The following is a 19201-nucleotide window of genomic DNA, read 5'->3' on the forward strand; positions in this document are numbered from 1 at the left end:
AGCCGACCAGCGCGCACGAAGCGGGCGCCCGCCGGTCCCGGCGGTCGTGCGGGAACCGCTCAGCGGGATTCCCACCCGCCGCCGAGCGGTGGACGCCGACCGGTCGGTATGCGGGGGTGACCGGCTGATCCGGTGGACCGGGCGATGAGCGGCCGGTGGTCACGGGCAGCGGTCGGTAGTGCACGGCGAGCGGTCGAATCCGCTGCCCACCTGGGCCGAAAGGACGTCCTTCGGCAACCATGCGCGTCGTCCGGGGAGTGTCGACCTCGGGGTTTTCCGCGACGAACGGTCCGTGGGCGGCTGCCGTTCACCGTCGATCCGCGCCGTCGGGTTCGGTCGGGCCGTACCTACTACTAGGCGTTCATCGCCCCGTAACCACCGGTTGTCGCGCGGGGGTTCCAAGCGATGTGCAACTTGCCGTTTAGTGAGATGTGCGACACCACGACCGGGTCTAGCGGGGTCGCGGAAAACCGGAACTTGAAGGCAGGAAGAGAATGTTGGACGCGAATTGGCCGGACAGCTGGCGGGGCGCCTTCCGCATCGAACTGCGGGCGGAGGCGATTGGTCTCGCCTGGCGCGGCTGGCCGGTGCTCCCGGGCGTCGACCCCGCTCCGCTGACCGAAGGCGACGACCTCACCTGGCGCCGCCCGATCCCCGCCAGTGACACCTGGCGCGAGCAGATCGGCACCCACGCCCACGAGGTCGCCACCTGGTTCTCCGACCGCACGCACAGCCTCCTCGTCGCGACCGGCACCGTCCTCGACGCCATCGAGGTCGACGACGAACTCGGCAAGCGCGCCTGCCGCCTGCTCCGCGCCCTCGGCCACCCCGCGCCCATCGTCGCGATGCCGAACGGCCGCTGGCTCTTCCTCACCACCGTCGCCGACCACGTGCCGGCCGAGCTCGCCTCGCGTGCCTCCATCCAGTGGCACGGCCAGGGCAGCTACATCCCGCTGCCGCCTTCGCCGCTCCAGCACGGTGTCGTGCACTGGCGCGTGAAGCCCGAGGTGTGCGGCTGGCAGCTGCCGGACGCCGCCGAGGTGCACGACGTGCTCGTCCGCGCCCTCGCCGGCGCCGAGAGCTCGCAGCTGGTCCAGTCCACCGCGGCCTGAACCCGCGGCCTGAACCAACCGAGAACCACCGCCGAAGGCCGGTCCCAGCCCGGCCGAGGCGGAGCAGGACACAACTCCATGAACCACCAGTGGCCGTCCTAGCTGCCGTGTTGACGCAACGCCCCGAGCACGGTTTCCAGGACAGCCACCGCCCCTGCCTTGTCCAGCGGTTCGTTGCCGTTCCCGCACTTCGGCGACTGAACGCAGGACGGGCAACCCGTCGGGCATTCGCAGGAGACGATCGCCTCCCGCGTTGCGGCCAGCCACGGGACAATCGCGGCATAACCGCGTTCGGCAAATCCCGCACCCCCGGGATGCCCGTCATGCACGAACACCGTCGCCTCCCCGGTGTCTTCGTGCCACGCGGTACTCACCCCGCCGATGTCCCACCGGTCGCACGTAGCGAACAGCGGTAGCAGGCCGATCGCGGCGTGCTCGGCGGCATGCAGGGCACCGGGGACTCGCGCCGGAACCAGTCCGGCGCTCCCCGGTGCCCTGCCACCCTCGTGAGCGGGCCCCCGACCGCTTGCCAGGGGTTCCTCCCCGGTCCCCACCGGCCCCGCAGATTCGGTCCCCACCCGATGGCCCCCGGTCCCCGCCTCGCCATCACCCGAATCGGCATCGCTCGAAGCGGCCTCGCGTGAAACGCCGCGCGCCGAAACGACAGAGTCGTTCGCCGTGGCAGGGCAAGCAGAGCCCGCGGCTTCCGAGCCGGCCGGCCCAGAGAGAACCGAACCAGCGACCTCCGAGCCGCCGAGACCAGGGTGAACCGAGCCGCCGGCCTCCGAGCCACCGGGCCCAGGCCGGGCAGAGTCGGCGAAAGCCGCATCAGGCCGACCCGAACCGCCGGCCTCCGAGCCACCCACTCGCCGAGCCCGTGCCCCCTTCACCTCGTCCGTCCCGAGCAGCTCGCCCGAGACCGTGTACCAGACCCCCCGGGTGTGCAGGCTCTGCTCCGGCAGGTCGAGCGGCGTGTGGTCCAGCACCTCACCCGAAGGCCGGCGCCGCAGGTAGCCCACCACCTGCGATGTCACCGCCACCTCGCCCAGGCACACGCTCACCCCGCCGAAGTCCTGCTTCTCCTGCGTGCTCAGCACCGAGATGTCCACGATCTCGCGCGGCGTCGTCGTCCAGTCCGGGTTCTCCGCGTGGACCAGCGCCAGCCCCTGGTCCAGGTCCAGCTCGTCGACCACGTACGACGACCCCTGGTGCAGGTACACCGCGCCCGGGTGCACCGCGAAGCACGCCGAGCCCGGGTCGACCGTGCCGAGCATGCGGCCCGAGTCCGCTTCCACCACCGCGATCTGCTCGCCGCCCGTGCCGCGGATGCCCACCTCGGCGTGCGGCCGGTCGCGGGACGTCCAGTACCAGCCGCTCGACCGGCGCCGCAGCAGCTTCTGCTCCGCCAGCTCGGCCAGCACCTCCTGCGCCGCCGCGCCGCCGAACATCTCCAGCTCGGGCACCGTCAACGGCAGCTCCGCCACCGCGCACGCCAGCTGCGGCGCCAGCACGTACGGGTTCGCCGGGTCGAGCACCGCCGTCTCCACCGGCCGGGACAGCAACGCCGCCGGGTGGTGCACCAAGTACGTGTCGAGCGGGTCGTCTCGCGCGACGAACACCACCAGCGCCGAGTCACCCGAACGGCCCGCCCGGCCGGCCTGCTGCCAGAACGACGCGAGCGTGCCCGGGTAGCCGGCCAGCACCACCGCGTCCAGCCCCGCGATGTCGACGCCGAGCTCCAGCGCGTTCGTCGTCGCCACACCGAGCAGCCGTCCCGACAGCAACGCCGATTCCAACGCGCGACGCTCTTCCGGGAGGTACCCGGACCGATACGCCGCAACGGTTTCCGCCAACGCCGGGTCCACTTCGGACAGAATGCGACGCGCACCCAGCGCGGCCAGCTCCGCGCCCCGCCGCGACCGGATGAACGCCAGCGACCGCGCCCCTTCGACGACCAGGTCGGCCAGGATCCGCGACGTCTCCGCGCCCGCCGACCGCCGCACCGGCGCGCCGTTTTCCCCGGTCAGCTCCTCCAGCAACGGCGGCTCCCACAACGCCACCGTGCGGGCGCCGCGCGGCGAAGCGTCCTCCGTCACCGCCACGCACGAAACACCGGTAAGCCGCGAAGCGAACGAAGCCGGCGAAGCAGTCGTCGCCGAAGCGAGCACGAAGACCGGCGAAGCGCCGTAGTGCTCGGCCACCCGGCGCAACCGGCGCAGCAACAGGGCGACGTGTGAGCCGAAGACCCCGCGGTAGGTGTGGCACTCGTCGACGACCACGCAGCCGAGCCGCCGGAAGAACCCGGCCCACCGCCCGTGCTGCGAAAGGATCCCGCGGTGCAGCATGTCCGGGTTCGTGAACACCCAGTTCGCGTGCGCGCGCACCCAGTCGCGCTCGACCATCGGCGTGTCGCCGTCGAACGACGCCGCCCGGACGCCGGGGACGTCCAAAGAGGACACCGACCGCAGCTGGTCGGCGCCCAGCGCCTTGGTCGGCGACAGGTACAGCGCGTTCGCCTTCTCGCCCGCGGCCAGCCGCGACAGCACCGGCAGCTGGTAGGCCAGCGACTTGCCCGACGCCGTGCCGGTCGAGACCACGACGTGACGACCTTCGTACGCGTGCGACGCCGCCTCGGCCTGATGGGCCCAGGGCGCCGAGACCCCGCAGTCACGCAGCGCAGCGACAACCGCCGGATCCGCCCACGCCGGCCACTCTGCGTAGCCCGCGGCGCGGCCCGGGAGTTCGGCCACGTGCGTGACCGGGTCTTCGCGCGCCGGGATGCCGGCGGTCACCCGCCCCAGCAGCCGCCGCCCCCGTGAGTCGTCCACCCGCCAAGGTTGGCACAGGGGTCCGACAGTTTTCGCATCCCCAAGTGCGGCAACGGATCGGCGAAAGAGTGATCGATCAAGTGAGGAGCCTCACAAGGTAACGGAATGTGCCGTCACCGGGACGGCGTGAAGGCGCTGGTTGCGATACCAATACACTCCCGCAATCCACACCCTCTGTGGTGAGCGTCATGTGAGACGTGCATTGCGTCCCGGCTAGCGTGTCGCTCGGTACAGGGTCCATGCCAGCGTCGGCCGTGTCGAACCCTCGGCTTGCCGTCGACGCTGGCGATCGGCGACGTCTCCTGGAGGACGAATGTCACGGCAGTTCCTCGCGGAGGGCGGGTCCATCACGCTCTCCGGAGGTGGCTACACGATTGTCGGTGTAGTCGCCGTGGTCGCGCTTGCCGCACTCGTCATCGGCTACGTCCTGCTCAAGGAGGTGCTGGCCGCAGGCCAGGGCACCGCCAAGATGCAGGACATCGCCAAGGCGGTGCAGGAAGGCGCGGCCGCTTACCTCAAGCGGCAGCGGAACACCCTCGCCATTTTCGGCGTGATCGTGTTCCTCCTGCTCTTCGCACTTCCCGCCGACGACTGGAACGAGAAGATCGGCCGTTCGATCTTCTTCCTGGTCGGTGCGGCGTTCTCGTTCGCGATCGGTTACCTCGGCATGTGGCTGGCCACGCAGGCGAACCTGCGCGTGGCCGCCGCGTCGCGCGAGGAAGGCGGCCGTGAGGTCGCCATGCGCGTGGCGTTCCGCACCGGTGGTGTGGTCGGCATGATCACCGTCGGCCTCGGCCTGTTCGGTGCCGCGGTCGTCGTGCTGGTGTACACCGGCCAGGCGCCCAAGGTGCTCGAGGGCTTCGGCTTCGGCGCCGCCCTGATCGCGATGTTCATGCGTGTCGGCGGCGGTATCTTCACCAAGGCCGCCGACGTCGGCGCGGACCTGGTCGGCAAGGTCGAGCAGGGCATCCCGGAGGACGACCCCCGCAACGCCGCCACCATCGCGGACAACGTGGGTGACAACGTCGGCGACTGCGCCGGCATGGCCGCTGACCTGTTCGAGTCCTACGCCGTCATGCTGGTCGCCGCGCTGATCCTGGGCAGCACCGCCTTCGGCGTGCACGGCCTGATCTTCCCGCTCATCGTGCCGGCCATCGGTGTCATCACCGCGGTCATCGGTGTCTACATCACCAAGGCGCGTGCGGGTGAGGGCGGCCTGGTCACGATCAACCGCTCGTTCTACATCTCCGCGGTCATCTCCGCCGTCCTGTCGGCGATCGCGGCGTTCGTGTACCTGCCGAGCAGCTTCTCCGACTTCGGCGCGGGCTTCGAAAACTCGGGCAACCCGGCGGTCATCGCGACCGTCGCGGTGATCATCGGCATCGTGCTCGCCGCGGTCATCCTGAAGCTGACCGGTTACTACACCGGCACCGAGTACAAGCCGGTCAAGGACGTCGCGCAGACGTCGGAGACCGGTGGCGCGACCGTCATCCTGTCCGGCATCTCGGTCGGTTTCGAGTCCGCTGTGTACACCGCGCTGGTGATCGGCGCGGCCGTGTTCGGCGCGTACCTCCTGGGCGGCGGCGTCGCGCTGTTCGCCGTGGCGCTGGCCGGCACCGGTCTGCTGACCACCGTCGGCGTCATCGTCGCGATGGACACCTTCGGCCCGGTTTCGGACAACGCGCAGGGCATCGCCGAGATGTCGGGCGACGTCGACGAGAAGGCCGCGCAGATCCTCACGGAGCTGGACGCGGTGGGCAACACCACCAAGGCCATCACCAAGGGCATCGCGATCGCGACGGCCGTCCTCGCGGCGACCGCGCTCTTCGGCTCCTACTCGGACGCGATCACGAAGACCCTGTCCGGCATGGGCAACGGCGTCGTCACCGGCATGGACGCGGCCAAGTCGTTCGTCAACCAGATCGTCAGCCCGAACACGCTCGTCGGCGTGATCGTCGGCGCGGCCGTGGTGTTCATGTTCTCGGGTCTCGCCGTCAACGCGGTTTCCCGCGCGGCCGGCGCGGTGGTCTACGAAGTCCGCCGCCAGTTCCGCGACATCCCGGGCATCATGGAGGGCACCACCCGCCCCGAGTACGGCAAGGTCGTCGACATCGTCACGCGCGACTCGCTGCGTGAGCTGACGACGCCGGGTCTGCTGGCGGTCTTCGCCCCGATCGCGGTCGGCTTCGGCCTGGGCACCGGCGCGCTCGCCGGCTACCTGGCCGGCGCGATCGCCTGCGGCACCCTGATGGCGATCTTCCTCGCCAACTCCGGTGGCGCGTGGGACAACGCGAAGAAGCTGGTCGAGGACGGCAACCACGGTGGCAAGGGCTCGTCCGCGCACGAGGCCACCATCATCGGTGACACCGTCGGTGACCCGTTCAAGGACACCGCCGGCCCGGCGATCAACCCGCTGATCAAGGTCATGAACCTGGTCTCGGTGCTGATCGCGCCCGCCGTCGTCCAGTTCTCGATCGGCCCGGATGAGAACGCCGCCGTGCGCATCATCATCTCGCTGGTCGCGGTCGCAGTGATCGTGGCGGCGATCGTGGTCTCGAAGCGCCGGGGGACGGTCCTGACCGACTCCCCGTCGGAGATCAAGGCCTGACGCACCAACCCGTCCCCGGGCCCGGCACGCAGCGTCGCGTGCCGGGCCCGGGGCGTGTCAGGCCATCCCACACAGGCTCGGCGACTTGCGAAGCGGTGCCGAGTCGGTACCGTCGGCCCTTCCGGGACGTCGTCGAGCAGGAGGTGTTCAGGTGCGGCCGCGGTCAACCGTCTTCGCCGCCCTAACCACGACGATCACCATCGGCCTCGCCGGCTGCGGGCAGCAAGCCTCGCAGACGCCGGCACGGGACCAGGGTCTGTCGGTGACGACCGTGGTTCCCCAGGCCGATGCCACGGCGAGATGGGCGGACGGCTACTGCGGCGCGGTGACGCACCTGGTCCGCGCGCTGGCGGCGCTGCCGACCGTCGACCCGAGCACGCCGCAGCAGGCGTCCCGGACGTCCAGTGACCTGCTCACGTCGGTCGTCGGCGGGCTCGACCGGAGCCTCGCCGGGCTGAACGCGCTCGGCGCGCCGCCGGTCGCGTCGGCGGACGGCGGGCGCGAGGACGTCATCGGGCAGTTCGCCGCGATCCGTGAGCAGGCCGAGAACGCGCGTCAGCGCATCGAAGCCGTCCGCGGGGACGCGGCAGCGACCAAGGAGGCCCTCGGCGAGGCCAGGGCCACGCTGGACCGCATCGACGCCCTCGACTACCTCAAGGGCCTCAAGGACGTCCCGGCGCTCAAAGCGGCCGAACTGCGCGCCCCGGCGTGCCGTCAGCTGGATCAACCACCCGGCTGAAGATCGGCGTGACACTCGCCATGAATCGAACTTGTGTTCTAGTATGGCGCCGTGGATCGGACGATCTCGCTCTTCTCCGCCGAGGCCAGCGGGCCGGGTCTGGGTGACCTGGCCGGCCTGTTGTGCTGCCACGGCCAGATCACCGGCTTCGGGCGCACCGCCGCCCGGCTGTCGGTGGTCGTCGAGGAGCCGTGGCGGGCGCACATCCTGGCGCGCGAGTTCCGCTGCCGCGGTGCCGACGCGCAGGTCTCGAAGGCCGATTGCGGCCGTCCTCAGGTCCGGACGTCGTTCCGGGTCGACTTGCTCCCGCTGGCGCTGCGGTGGCTGCGTGAGGGCTGCCCAGGCCCGGTTGAGGACGATTCGGGTAAGGCACTGCCGGACGGTTTCCGGCTGAGTGGCGCGATGCTGCGGATGTGGGCGCTGGCGGGCGGCCGGCCCGGCACGCAGGGCTACCTGCTGGGTGTCGATCCGCTGGCGCCGAACATGCACGAGCGGCTGGTCGAGGCGCTGACGCCGTTGGGCGTGCCGGCGAAGCTCACCGGCCCGAAGGCCGAGGTCCCGGCCGTGAAGGTCACCGGGAAACGCCGGTTGGAGGCGCTGCTGGAACTCATCGGGGAGCCGCCGCCGGGCGCCGAAGCGGCGTGGCCCGGCGCGGAGCCGCTGCCGGTCCCGCACCCGGAGGCCGTGACGAGCACGGCCTGACCGGGTGCGAGAGCGAGCGTCAGGGCCGAGGCAGGGTGCAGCCGGCCTGGGTGAGCGCGATTTCGTTGGCCGCGGTCAGGCAGGCGGGAATGCCGTAGGTCTCCTGGCCGTAGTTCGTCTTGTAGTGCACGGTGACGTTCCCGGCCTGGTCGACCTCGCACGGGTTGTTCTCCGTGCAGCGCGCGCCGTCCTCGTTGCCGGTGTTGTTCACACCGACGACCTTGCCGCCGGAGACGATCGGCGAGCCCGAGGTGCCGCCGATGGTCTGGCAGGCGGACGTGTAGCGGATCGAGTCCTTCCAGGTCCAGCTGCCCTCCTTCAACCGGTAGACGAAGCCGTCGACGTTGCAGGAGTAGATCCGCTTCCAGTAACCGGAAACGACGTCGATCGCCGCGCCGGCGCTCGGGTGCGCGTTCGACAGCTCGAGCGGCGAGATGCCGTAGCTCGACTTGATCTGCGCGTAGGTGGTGGTGAGCTGGTAGAGCGACACGTCGGTGTCGGTCATCGTCCCGTAGACGATCTTCTTGGCGCGCAGCGTGCCCGCGTTGCCGCCGCTGGCGTTGAGCAGCGTGAACGTCCGGCTGGACGTCCGGTTGGTGATGACCTGCCCGGGGCCGGGGAACCCGGTCTCGAGGCAGTGCCCGTTGGACATCACGAGGGCGGGCGCACTGTCGGGCGTCGCGGCCGGTTTGACCACCGAGCCCGAGCAGTTGGACAGCGCCACCGTGCCGGCGAAGTTCGCCGCGGCCGCGCTCGCCGGTGTGGTCCCCAGTAATACAGTGGCGGTCGCGGCGGTGAGCAGGGCGCCGAGCAGGCGTCGGGTCATGGCGGATCCTTTCGGCTGGACGGGGAACTCAGTGAAGCGGTGACGTCCCCGCGCCCACCACCGTCGAACGGAGGGTATCCGGACGGTCACGCGCTAGGCTGCGCGGGACGTGGCCGAAATCACGTGGCGGGTACGTTGGGGAAACATCGCCGAGGTCAGCGGCGATGCGCTGGACACAGGACCGGCGGCGTGTTGGGCCACCTCCACGCCGTCCGGGCCGCGGCAGCGTGCACACTGGCAGGTCGAGACGCGGGCCCGAACCCACCGGGGGACGGGCTCGGTGCAGTTCCGCGGCGGCGGGACGAGATGAGCGGAGAGCAGGACAGCGTGGCAGGAGCACGGACCAAGAAGAACGGAGCCTCGGCGGACAACGGCGCCGGGCACCGGCGGCTGGTCATCGTCGAGTCGCCGACGAAGGCCCGCAAGATCGCCCCCTATCTGGGCGGCGGTTACGTCGTCGAGTCCTCCGTCGGGCACATCCGCGACCTGCCGCGGGGCGCTGCCGACGTGCCCGCCCAGTACAAGGGCGAGTCGTGGGCGCGGCTCGGCGTCGACGTCGACAACGACTTCAAGGCGCTCTACGTCGTCACGCCGGACAAGAAGTCCAAGGTCACCGAGCTCAAGGGCCTGCTCAAGGACGTCGACGAGCTCTACCTCGCCACGGACCCCGACCGCGAGGGCGAGGCCATCGCGTGGCACCTGCTCGAGACGCTCAAGCCGAAGGTCCCGGTCCGCCGGATGGTCTTCCACGAGGTCACCGAGCAGGCCATCCGCGCGGCCGCCGACTCGACCCGTGAGCTGGACGCCGACCTCGTCGACGCGCAGGAGACCCGCCGCATCCTCGACCGCCTCTACGGCTACGAGGTCTCGCCGGTGCTCTGGAAGAAGGTCATGCCGAAGCTCTCGGCGGGCCGCGTGCAGTCGGTGGCGACCCGGATCGTGGTCGAGCGCGAACGCGAGCGGATGCGCTTCACGTCGGCGTCGTACTGGGACATCTCGGCGACCATGGACGCGGGCGAAGAGGCTTCGCCGCGGAACTTCCCGGCACGCCTGGTCGCCGTCGACGGCGCGCGCCTGGCCACCGGCCGCGACTTCGGCTCGGACGGGCAGCTCAAGTCCTCGAACACCGAGGTCCGCGTGCTCGCGGAGGCCGACGCCCGGCGCCTGGCCGAAGCGCTGAAGCAGCGTGACTTCAAGGTTTCGAGCGTCGAAGAGAAGCCGTACACGCGGAAGCCGTACGCGCCGTTCATGACCTCGACGCTGCAGCAGGAGGCGGGCCGCAAGATGCGGTTCACCTCGGAGCGCACCATGCGGATCGCGCAGAAGCTGTACGAGAACGGTTACATCACCTATATGCGTACCGACTCCACGACGCTGTCGGAGTCGGCGATCTCGGCCGCGCGCAGCCAGGCCACGCAGCTGTACGGCAAGGAGTACGTCTCGCCGTCGCCGCGTCAGTACACGCGCAAGGTCAAGAACGCGCAGGAGGCCCACGAGGCGATCCGGCCGTCGGGCGAGGTCTTCCGCACGCCGGGCCAGGTCGCGAGCGAGCTGGACACCGACGAGTACCGCCTCTACGAGATGATCTGGCAGCGCACGATCGCGTCGCAGATGGCGGACGCCAAGGGCACCACGATGTCCGTGCGCATCGTCGGCAACGCGACTTCGGGCGAGGAGTGCACCTTCGCCGCTTCGGGCCGCACGATCACCTTCGCGGGCTTCCTGAAGGCGTACGTCGAGGCCGTCGACACCGAGACCGGTGGCGAGGCGGACGACAAGCAGAGCCGCCTGCCGGTGCTGGAGAAGGACCAGGCGCTCACCGCTTCGGAGCTGAACCCGGACGGCCACACGACGTCGCCGCCGGCGCGGTACTCCGAGCCGAGCCTGGTCAGCAAGCTGGAAGAGCTGGGCATCGGCCGCCCGTCGACGTACGCGTCGATCATCAAGACCATCCAGGACCGCGGCTACGTCTGGAAGAAGGGCTCCGCGCTCGTCCCGTCGTGGGTCGCGTTCGCCGTGATCGGCCTGATGGAACGGCACTTCGAGCGGCTCGTCGACTACGACTTCACCGCCGGCATGGAGGACGAGCTCGACCGCATCGCGGCGGGCAACGAGCAGCGCGCGCAGTGGCTGTCGAAGTTCTACTTCGGCGGCGACATGGGCGTCGACGGCTCGATCGGCCGCCTGGGCGGGCTGAAGAAGCTGGTCGAAGGCAGTGTCGAGGACATCGACGCGCGGGAGATCAACTCGATCCCGCTGTTCAGCGACGCCGACGGGCACACGGTCGTCGTGCGGGTCGGGCGCTACGGGCCGTACCTCGAGCGCGAGGTCAACGGCGAGTCGCAGCGCGCGAACCTGCCCGAGGACCTGCCGCCGGACGAGCTCTCGCAGGAGATCGCCGAGAAGCTGTTCGCGACCCCGCAGGAGGGCCGCACGCTGGGCACCGACCCGGTGAGCGGGCACCCGATCGTCGCGAAGGAAGGCCGCTTCGGGCCGTACGTCACCGAGCTGCTGCCGGAGATCGAGCTGCCCGAGGACGCCACCGCCGCGCAGAAGAAGGCCGCCAAGGCGAAGGCCCCGAAGCCGCGCACGGGCTCGCTGTTCAAGTCGATGGACATCGAGAACATCACCCTCGAGGACGCGCTCAAGCTGCTCTCGCTGCCTCGCGTCGTCGGCAAGGACCCCGAGTCCGGTGACGAGATCACGGCGCAGAACGGGCGCTACGGGCCGTACCTGAAGAAGGGCACGGACTCGCGGTCGCTCTCGACCGAGGACCAGCTGTTCTCGATCACCGTCGAGGAAGCGCTGAAGATCTACGCGGAGCCGAAGCAGCGCGGCCGGTCGGCGACGGCCAAGCCGCCGCTCAAGGAGCTCGGCGAGGACCCGGTGTCGAAGAAGCCGATGGTGGTCAAGGACGGGCGCTTCGGCCCGTACGTGACCGACGGCGAGTACAACGCGACCCTGCGGAAGGGCGACGAGATCGAGTCGCTGACCGCGGAACGGGCGTCCGAGCTGCTGGCCGAGAAGCGGGCGAAGGGCCCGGCGCCGAAGCGGAAGGCGCCGGCGCGGAAGCCGGCTTCGACGACGGCGAAGACGGTCAAGGCGGGCACGAGCAAGACCGCCAAGGCCGCGGCCGCGAAGTCGACCACCACGAAGCGTTCGACGGCGACCAAGACGAAGTAAGCACTGCTCACGAAGGCCTCCTCGGCAGCTGACGGGGAGGCCTTCGTGACACTTTCGAGTGACCTCTCGAACGGATGTTCGGGAAATTGTCGGTGGTGCCGGGTCTCATGGACGGGTGACTACGACACCACGCACCGTGCACACGGTGACCGCGAAAATCCTGAAGCCCATCCGCAAGGCGGCCGCCGGCAGCGCGACCGCCACGGACCTGATCGAATCGCTGCCCGGCTTCGCCGGCAGTGGCGGCGTCTGCGGCGTGGCCGTCGCGATGTACGACGAGCCGTGGTCCTCGGCGTTCTTCGACGACCGGACGAGGTTCGGCGTCGCCGGGGAGGGCATGCGCCTGTCCGGGCCGTCCACCGGCTCGGTCGCGGAGCTCCTCCGCGTGGCGCTCACGAGGCTGCCTCCGCTGCCGCCGGTGCCCGGGGAAGGGCTGTACCTCGACGCGAACGAGCGCGGCGTGCTCGAGCCCGGGCAGGAGTGCCTCGTCCTCGACCTGCTGGAGGACCTGCGGCGGCCCCGGCGGGGCACGGTGCAGCTCGACATCATCCGCGACGGCCCGCGGCGGGCGTGGGAGATGCTGGCGCTCGTCGACGACGACCGCGGCCGGCACCTGGCGGTCCTGGGCAGACGCCGGGGCGGCCGCCGGTTGTGGTGGCTGCCCGGAACCGTGGAGCGGCTCGCGGAGTTCGTCGAAGGGCGGGTGCCGGAGCATGCCTGAGCCGTTCGCCGACCGCTCACCGAAAGGCGTCACCCAGTCGAACACATGTGCGAGAAATTGTCGGTGCCAGGGTGTTCAATCTAGGGGTGAGCAACTCAGTCGCCGTCTTCGACGTCATCGACGAGGTCATCGCCCCGCTCTCGGCCGAAGTGCCGGAGCGGCCCTCGGTGATGGAGTTTTACGACCCCGAGTTCGAGATCCCGCCGGTGCTGGCCGACACCGAACCCCGGTTCTCGCGGTCCGAAAGCCGACCTCAGACCCTCGCCGACGAGGTGGAGCAGTACACGCGCTTCGTCGCCGGGATGTCCGCGATCGGCCTCGCCCCGGGCGGTGAGGTCACGGCCGAGGCGGTGGGGCTGTACCGCGCGCTGCGGGGCGGCTTCATCCGCGGCGTGGTCACGGGCGTCTTTCCGGCCCGGCAGGAGCCGTGGGAGGTCCGTTTCTTCGGCGACGAGGACTACACCACGGTGCTGCACAAGCTGGGCAACCGCGCGCGGCTGCGGTCGGGCTTCCTCAGCGAGCTGCCGGGCTGGGTGTTCGACGGCCTGCCCGACCGGCCGCCGGGCCCGGGCACGCAGGTCCGCATCGAGACGGACGCGGGTGGCCTGATCCCGCGTGGCTGCGAGCGGGAGGTGGCGCAGATCCGCGAGTGCGCGGCCCGGCCGAGGCTGGGCACGGTGCTGGTGGACCTGGCGGTCCGGAACGCGATCCTGGCGGAGTACCCACACGGAGCATTCGGCCTGGTCGACAACGACCTGGGCCGCTACCAGTTCAGCGCGGCGGTGGAGCGAAGCGGCCGCTGGACGGTGACGTGGGGCCCAGCGTCGCGGAGCACGGCGGAGCAGTGGATCGTCGAGGCGGTGCAGAGCCATGCGTGAGAGCGGAACAGTGGGAGGACGGCCGGTCAGGACGGAGCTGAACAGGGAGGCGCTCGGTCGAGCGGGCGCGGGCCGGGAAGCTGCGGACCAGGGGGCGGGCTGGGAGCTGGCAGGTGGTGAGGTCGCGGATCGGACATTCCCGCCCGCGCCGATGAACCTCACCGTCGGCCAAGCCATCCTCGAGGCCGCCGAGCTGAGTGGCGGCGTTCCCGAACCGCGGCCGACGCCGGCGGCCAGTCCGGCTGCTCTGCCGGTGGAGGTCTCGGCCTCGCGGGCCTGCCCGGCCGGCAAGCCGCCATCGCGCTCCGCCGGCCCAACCTCCCGCGACAACCCCGGCCGGCCCCACGCGAGACCGGACCGAACCGGGCCGGCCAAGCGAGCCGGGGAGGGGGCGCGTAGTCATGCCTGAGCGCACCGCCGCCCGGGAGCTGCTCGAACTCGCCGCCGGGCCGGTGCTCGACGCCATGCCCGACCGGGAGCCCGTCGACCGGCTCTACAACCCCGATGTCAGCGACCACGACATCCTCGTCCACGGGCCGGTCTCCGACGATCCCGCCGATCTCGTCGCCGAGGTCGAGCGGCACATCGCCTGGGCCGCCTGGATCGACGGCACTCCCTTCGGCGAGGACGGCGAGCTCAACGAGATCGGCTTCGAAGTCGTGTCGCTGATGCTGCGTGGCTCGGTCCGCGCCGCGCTGTGCGGGGTCTTCGACGAAGGACCCGAGACCGCGGACATCCGCTGCTACGCCGACGGCGAACGCGCCTTCATGATGGGCTCGCTGCCCGGGCGCACAGCTATCCACCTCGCCGACTTCGAGGACCTGCCGGAGATGCTCGTCGCGGAGCTGCCGGAAGCCCCGTTCGGCGCCTCGCCGCGGGCGATCTGGCTGACCGTCGACGACGACGGCCTCGTCGGCGACGGCCAGGACGACGACGTCGGCGCCATGCGGGAGCTGCTCGCGCGCCCCCGGTCCGGCACCGCGGTGCTCGACATGCTCGCCTTCGGCGGGCTCTGCGCCGAGTTCCCCGACCACGGGTTCGTCCTGGTCGACACCGACCTGGGCCGCTTCGCGCTCGCCGCCCTCGACCGCGGGGACGGCCGGCGGCAGCTGGTCCTGAGTCCCTTCAGCCGCGAGATGCTGCGCGACTGGTGCCGGAAGATGATCGACCTCGGGCAGGAGGAGGTGCCCTGAACTGGCCATCCGCCGGCCAGCGACTGGCCACTACGCCATGTGCCCGCCGAAAGTGACTGTGAGAGGTCTCACTACGATCCGTCACCATTGGCGGTCGACCGGACCACCGGCGGACTGGACACTGCAGTGGGTTCGGGCACGGGCTTGCGCTGCGTGACCGTCCCTCCACAGCAGACAAAGCCTTTGGGCGGATGCGTTATCCGCCATCGTCGCTACCCTGGAAAGGCGAGGACATTCCGTAGTGAGGTGGTCACCAATGAGCGCGAACGGTGAGGCTCCCTTCTTCAATGCCCCCGAGCTCACTCAGCGCGACGGCACGCTGTCCGGCACATCCGGCGAAATGTTCGCCGACCCGGTGTCCGGACTGGTCACGGCCGATCCCGAGCCACGCACCGCGGTGGCTAATGGCCACGAGCCCGCCCCGATCCCGGTGGCCGGGCCGGTGCAGCACGACGAGGAGGCCGTGCGTCGGATGGTCGAAGAGACCCTCCGTGAAGAGGGCGAAGCCGGGGTGAAGGCTCCGGAGTCGATCCCGCCGGCGGGCACGACGGGCACGGTCGGCGACAACGCGGCGCCGCCACTCGGAGTGCTGCCGCGGCAGCGGAACCGGCAGCGGACGTGGCCCACCCGGCCACCGCAGCTGCTCAGGGCCGTCCGCCAGCAACCGCCGGCCGAGGACGACTTCGACGAAGACCTCGAGGTGGTGCCCGTCAAGCGGCGGAAGCTGCCGAAGATGCCGTCGATGTCGATGCCGGCGTTCAACCGGCCGTCGTCGAGCGCGGCGGGCGTGATGCTCGCGGTCATGCTGCTCATCGTGTTCGGTTTCGTCGCCATCGAGATGGTTTCCAGCCTGGTCAGCAGCGTGACCGGACTGTTCGACTAGCGTTCGCTCGCTGTTCCCCACCCCACCGGGACCTCGGGGTCGTCCGCGAGGCAAGGGCCGATCGGGCTACCCTGACTTCACGGTCGGGCTACCTCACGAGGGCGTCCGGCACCACGGTGACTAGTGGGGTGGGCGTATCAGCGAGGGCGTGCGATCGGTACCCGGGGCCGGCCCGGGCAGCTCGTCGGGTGCTGAGGCGTCCACGATCAACCGGGTCCGGCGGGTGCTGGCGATCAAACCGTTCCGGCGCCTCTGGGGCGTCACGTACCTGTGCAGCGTGGCCGACTGGCTGAACATCCTGGCCCTCACCGGCCTGGCCACGAAGCTCACGGACAACTACTTCGCCCAGAACTTCGCGTTCGTCGGCGTGGTGCTGACCGGCCTGGCGCCCGGGCTGCTGTTCGCGCCGGTCGGCGGGTTGCTCGCGGACCGGTTCGACCGCCGCAAGGTGATGGTGGTCGCCGACCTGCTGCGGTGCGGCTTCCTGCTGTCCATCGCGATCGTCAGCGCGCCCTGGTGGCTGCTCGCCGGGAACTTCCTCGTCGGCTGCGCGTCGAGCATGTGGATCCCCTCGAAAGAGGCGGCGGTCCCGAACCTGCTCCGCCGGCCCGACCAGGTCGAAACGGCCAACCAGCTCGGCATGGTGATGACCTACGGCCTCGCCGTCGTCACCGCGGCCGGCGCGAACGCCGTCATCACCGGCGTCAACACGACCTTCCACCTGTTCCCCGGCGACCCGAGCCTCAACATCGCGAAGCTCGTCGTCATCATCACCGGCCTGCTCTACCTGGCCAGCGCGATCCTCATCGCCACCCGCATCCCCGAGCTTTCGCTGCGCAACGTCCACGCGACGCCGGAGCAGAAGGTCAAGCAGGCCGACGAGGAGAAGCTCGGCATCGGCGCGATGATCGCCGACGGCTTCCGGTTCATCCGCAGCACGCCGCTCGTGCGCGGGCTGCTGGTGGGCGCGTTCGGCGCGTTCGTCGCGGGCGGCGCCGTGATCGGCTCGGCCAAGCCGTACTCCTCGAGCCTGCTCGCCGGTGACTCGGCGTTCAGCCTGCTGGTCCTGGCCGTCTTCCTCGGCCTCGCCACCGGCATGGCGTTCGCGCCCAAGCTCGCCCGCCGGCTCCCGCACGACCGGCTGTTCGGGCTTTCGATCGTCGCGGCCGCGATCTCGCTGTTCTTCGTGGCGCTGTCGCCGCACCTGGCCATCTCGCTGATCGCCGTGGTGCTGGTCGGGGTCTGCGCCGGCACCGCGTTCCTCACCGGCGTGACGATCATCGGCTCGCGCGTCGAAGACGCCATCCGCGGCCGGATCAACGCGATCTACCAGCTGATGATGAAGCTGGTGCTGTTCGGCACCACGGTCACCGTGCCGCTGATCGTCGGCGCGGTGCAGCGGCACACGATCACCGTCTGGGGCAGCCCGCTCACCATCGACGGCACCCGCCCGGTGATGCTCGGAGGCGCCGCGATCGCGCTGGTCGCGGGCCTGTTCGCGTACCGGCAGATGGACGACAAGCGCACCGAGCCGATCCTGTCCGACCTGCGCAACGCGCTGCGCCGCTCGCCGCGGCGCGTCAACGGCTTCCTGATCGCCGTCGAGGGCACCACCGCGATCAACACCGCGATCCAGGCCGTCAACCTCGCCGACTGGATGCGCGGCGGCACCCGGCCGGTCGTGGTCGCCGCCGACCCCGCGCTCGACGACAAGCGGCTCACCGCGCTCGTCTCCGGCGCTTCGCTGACCGGGGCGCGCGCTCAGGCGCTGGCCGCGGCCGCGGTGCGGGCGGACATCGTCGAGCGGCACGTCCAGCCGGCGCTCGACGCCGGTTCGGTCGTGGTGATGGAGCGGTTCGTCGACTCGCCGCTGGCGCACCTGTCCGCCGTCGCGGGGCTCGACAGCGACGAGCTCGAAGGCCTCGCCGACTGGGCGACCGGGCGGCTGCGGCCCGACCTGACCGTCCTGCTCGACTCGGCCCCGAACGGCGCGCCGCGCGACCGGTCGAGCACGATGAACGACCAGTGGCGCGTCCAGCACCTGCTCACCGAGATGGCCGCCGCCGACCCGGACCGGTACGTCGTGGTCGACGCGGACGGCACCGACGTCGAGGTCGCCGAGCGCATCCGCACCGCGCTGCGCGCCGTGTTCGTCGGCCGCCTGTCCGCTCTCGCGCCGACGGCTGCCGTGCCCACCACCGAGCTCCCGTCGACCACCGGCCTGCCGGCGACGGACCAGCCGTCCACGCTGCCCCTGGACCTCGAAGACACCGTCCCGGAAGAGCCTCGCGTGGAGGCGAAGTGACGACGACCGAGCGCATCGGCGTCTGGAATCAGGTGGTCGGGCAGGAAAGCGCGGTCGAAACGCTGACCGCGGCCGCGTCGGCCGCCGCGAAGATCATCGCCGGCGAACCCGCTCCGCCCGGGGCGATGACGCACGCCTGGCTGCTCACCGGCCCACCCGGGTCCGGTCGCTCGGTGGCCGCGCGCACGTTCGCCGCGGCCCTGCAGTGCAGCACCGGCACCGGCTGCGACGCCTGCCCGGGCTGCCACACGACGATGGCGGGCACGCACGCCGACGTCCGGCTCGTGGTGCCGGAAGGCCTGTCCATCTCGGTCGCCGAGATGCGCGCGCTGGTCCAGGCGGCCGCGCGCCGGCCGACCACCGGCAACTGGCAGGTCGTCATCATCGAGGACGCCGACCGGCTCACCGAAGGGGCGTCGAACGCCCTGCTGAAGGCCGTCGAGGAGCCGCCGGACCGCACGGTGTTCCTGTTGTGCGCGCCGTCGGACCACCCCGAGGACGTCTCGGTGACGATCCGTTCGCGCTGCCGCCTGGTGACGCTGCGGACGCCGCCGCCGGGGGCGATCGCGGACGTGCTGGTGCGCCGGGACCACGTCGATCCCGAGCGCGCGCAGTGGGCGGCTTCCGTGTGCGGTGGTCACGTCGGCCGCGCCCGCCGGCTGGCCACGGACGAGGCCGCCCGGCAGCGGCGCGCCACCGTGCTGCGGATCCCGCTCGGCCTGCGCCGGCCCAGCGACGTCTTCACGTGCGCCGACCAGCTGATCAGCGCGGCCGAAGCCGACGCGGGCGAGGCGAGCAAGTCCCGCGACGAGGACGAGCGCAACGAGCTGCGGACGGCGATGGGCGGCGACGGCGTCGGCAAGGGCGTCGCGGGCGCCAAGCGGGCCGCCGAGGCCGCGGTGAAGCAGCTCGAGAAGAAGCAGAAGTCCCGCGCGACGCGCACCCAGCGCGACACGCTCGACCTCGCCCTGATCGACCTGGCGGCCTTCTACCGCGACGTCCTGGTGACGAGCACCCGCTCCGGCGCGACGCTCAACCACCCGGACCACGCCGACCAGATCGCCGAAGCGGCGTCGTCGTGGACGGCGGAGTCGACGCTGCGCCGCCTCGAAGCGGTGCTGGAGTGCCGCGACGCGATCGACCTGAACGTGAAGCCGCGCATCGCCGTCGAGGCGATGGTCACGACGCTTCGCCAGGGCTGAAGACGAAAGAGCCCGCCGGAA

13 protein-coding genes are annotated in these 19201 nt (G+C 70.9%); 11 read left to right on the top strand and 2 right to left on the bottom strand.

Going from position 1 to position 19201, the window contains the following annotated elements:
• The first annotated feature begins 494 nt into the window (after positions 1 to 494).
• Complete coding sequence (locus M8542_RS01145; protein ID WP_257918060.1) at positions 495 to 1112, top strand: bifunctional DNA primase/polymerase; 618 nt, start codon at positions 495 to 497, stop codon at positions 1110 to 1112.
• A 98-nt stretch (positions 1113 to 1210) separates the two neighbouring features.
• Here M8542_RS01145 and sftH read toward each other — a convergent pair whose 3' ends face one another.
• A complete protein-coding gene (gene sftH / locus M8542_RS01150; RefSeq protein WP_257918554.1) occupies positions 1211 to 3904 on the bottom strand; it encodes a DEAD/DEAH box helicase in 2694 nt (897 codons plus the stop codon).
• A 349-nt stretch (positions 3905 to 4253) separates the two neighbouring features.
• On the opposite strand from sftH, the gene M8542_RS01155 reads away from it, so the two are divergent.
• The 3 genes from M8542_RS01155 to M8542_RS01165 all read left to right on the top strand — a co-directional run bounded on the left by M8542_RS01155 (position 4254) and on the right by M8542_RS01165 (position 7989).
• On the top strand, positions 4254 to 6548 hold the full coding sequence (locus M8542_RS01155) for a sodium-translocating pyrophosphatase (protein WP_257918061.1): 2295 nt from the start codon (positions 4254 to 4256) through the stop codon (positions 6546 to 6548).
• Positions 6549 to 6699: 151 nt separating this feature from the next.
• Complete coding sequence (locus M8542_RS01160; protein ID WP_257918062.1) at positions 6700 to 7287, top strand: hypothetical protein; 588 nt, start codon at positions 6700 to 6702, stop codon at positions 7285 to 7287.
• Positions 7288 to 7338: 51 nt separating this feature from the next.
• Positions 7339 to 7989 (top strand): hypothetical protein, encoded by a 651-nt coding sequence (locus M8542_RS01165; RefSeq protein WP_257918063.1) that lies wholly within the window; start codon positions 7339 to 7341, stop codon positions 7987 to 7989.
• A gap of 19 nt (positions 7990 to 8008) precedes the next feature.
• Here M8542_RS01165 and M8542_RS01170 read toward each other — a convergent pair whose 3' ends face one another.
• On the bottom strand, positions 8009 to 8815 hold the full coding sequence (locus tag M8542_RS01170) for a S1 family peptidase (RefSeq protein ID WP_257918064.1): 807 nt from the start codon (positions 8813 to 8815) through the stop codon (positions 8009 to 8011).
• Between the two features lie 306 nt (positions 8816 to 9121).
• Between M8542_RS01170 and topA the strand changes: the two genes are divergently transcribed.
• From topA to M8542_RS01205, 7 genes are all read left to right on the top strand, one after another.
• Positions 9122 to 11998: a type I DNA topoisomerase gene (topA, locus tag M8542_RS01175; protein ID WP_257918065.1), complete on the top strand. Its 2877-nt coding sequence runs from the start codon at positions 9122 to 9124 to the stop codon at positions 11996 to 11998.
• 145 nt (positions 11999 to 12143) lie between these two features.
• Entirely contained in the window at positions 12144 to 12719 is a 576-nt protein-coding gene (locus M8542_RS01180; RefSeq protein WP_257918066.1) for a hypothetical protein, read from the top strand.
• An 86-nt stretch (positions 12720 to 12805) separates the two neighbouring features.
• Positions 12806 to 13597: an ESX secretion-associated protein EspG gene (locus M8542_RS01185; protein WP_257918067.1), complete on the top strand. Its 792-nt coding sequence runs from the start codon at positions 12806 to 12808 to the stop codon at positions 13595 to 13597.
• Positions 13598 to 13998: 401 nt separating this feature from the next.
• A complete protein-coding gene (locus M8542_RS01190; protein ID WP_257918068.1) occupies positions 13999 to 14790 on the top strand; it encodes a hypothetical protein in 792 nt (263 codons plus the stop codon).
• Positions 14791 to 15046: 256 nt separating this feature from the next.
• On the top strand, positions 15047 to 15673 hold the full coding sequence (locus M8542_RS01195; RefSeq protein WP_257918069.1) for a hypothetical protein: 627 nt from the start codon (positions 15047 to 15049) through the stop codon (positions 15671 to 15673).
• A gap of 148 nt (positions 15674 to 15821) precedes the next feature.
• Positions 15822 to 17978, top strand: a complete 2157-nt coding sequence (locus M8542_RS01200; protein ID WP_257918070.1) for a bifunctional MFS transporter/dTMP kinase — start codon at positions 15822 to 15824, stop codon at positions 17976 to 17978.
• A complete protein-coding gene (locus M8542_RS01205; protein WP_257918071.1) occupies positions 17975 to 19180 on the top strand; it encodes a DNA polymerase III subunit delta' in 1206 nt (401 codons plus the stop codon). Before M8542_RS01200 ends, M8542_RS01205 begins: the two co-directional genes overlap by 4 nt.
• Positions 19181 to 19201 lie beyond the last annotated feature (21 nt).

The sequence above is a fragment of the Amycolatopsis iheyensis genome (genome assembly GCF_024703995.1).
GTDB classification, from domain to species: domain Bacteria; phylum Actinomycetota; class Actinomycetes; order Mycobacteriales; family Pseudonocardiaceae; genus Amycolatopsis; species Amycolatopsis iheyensis.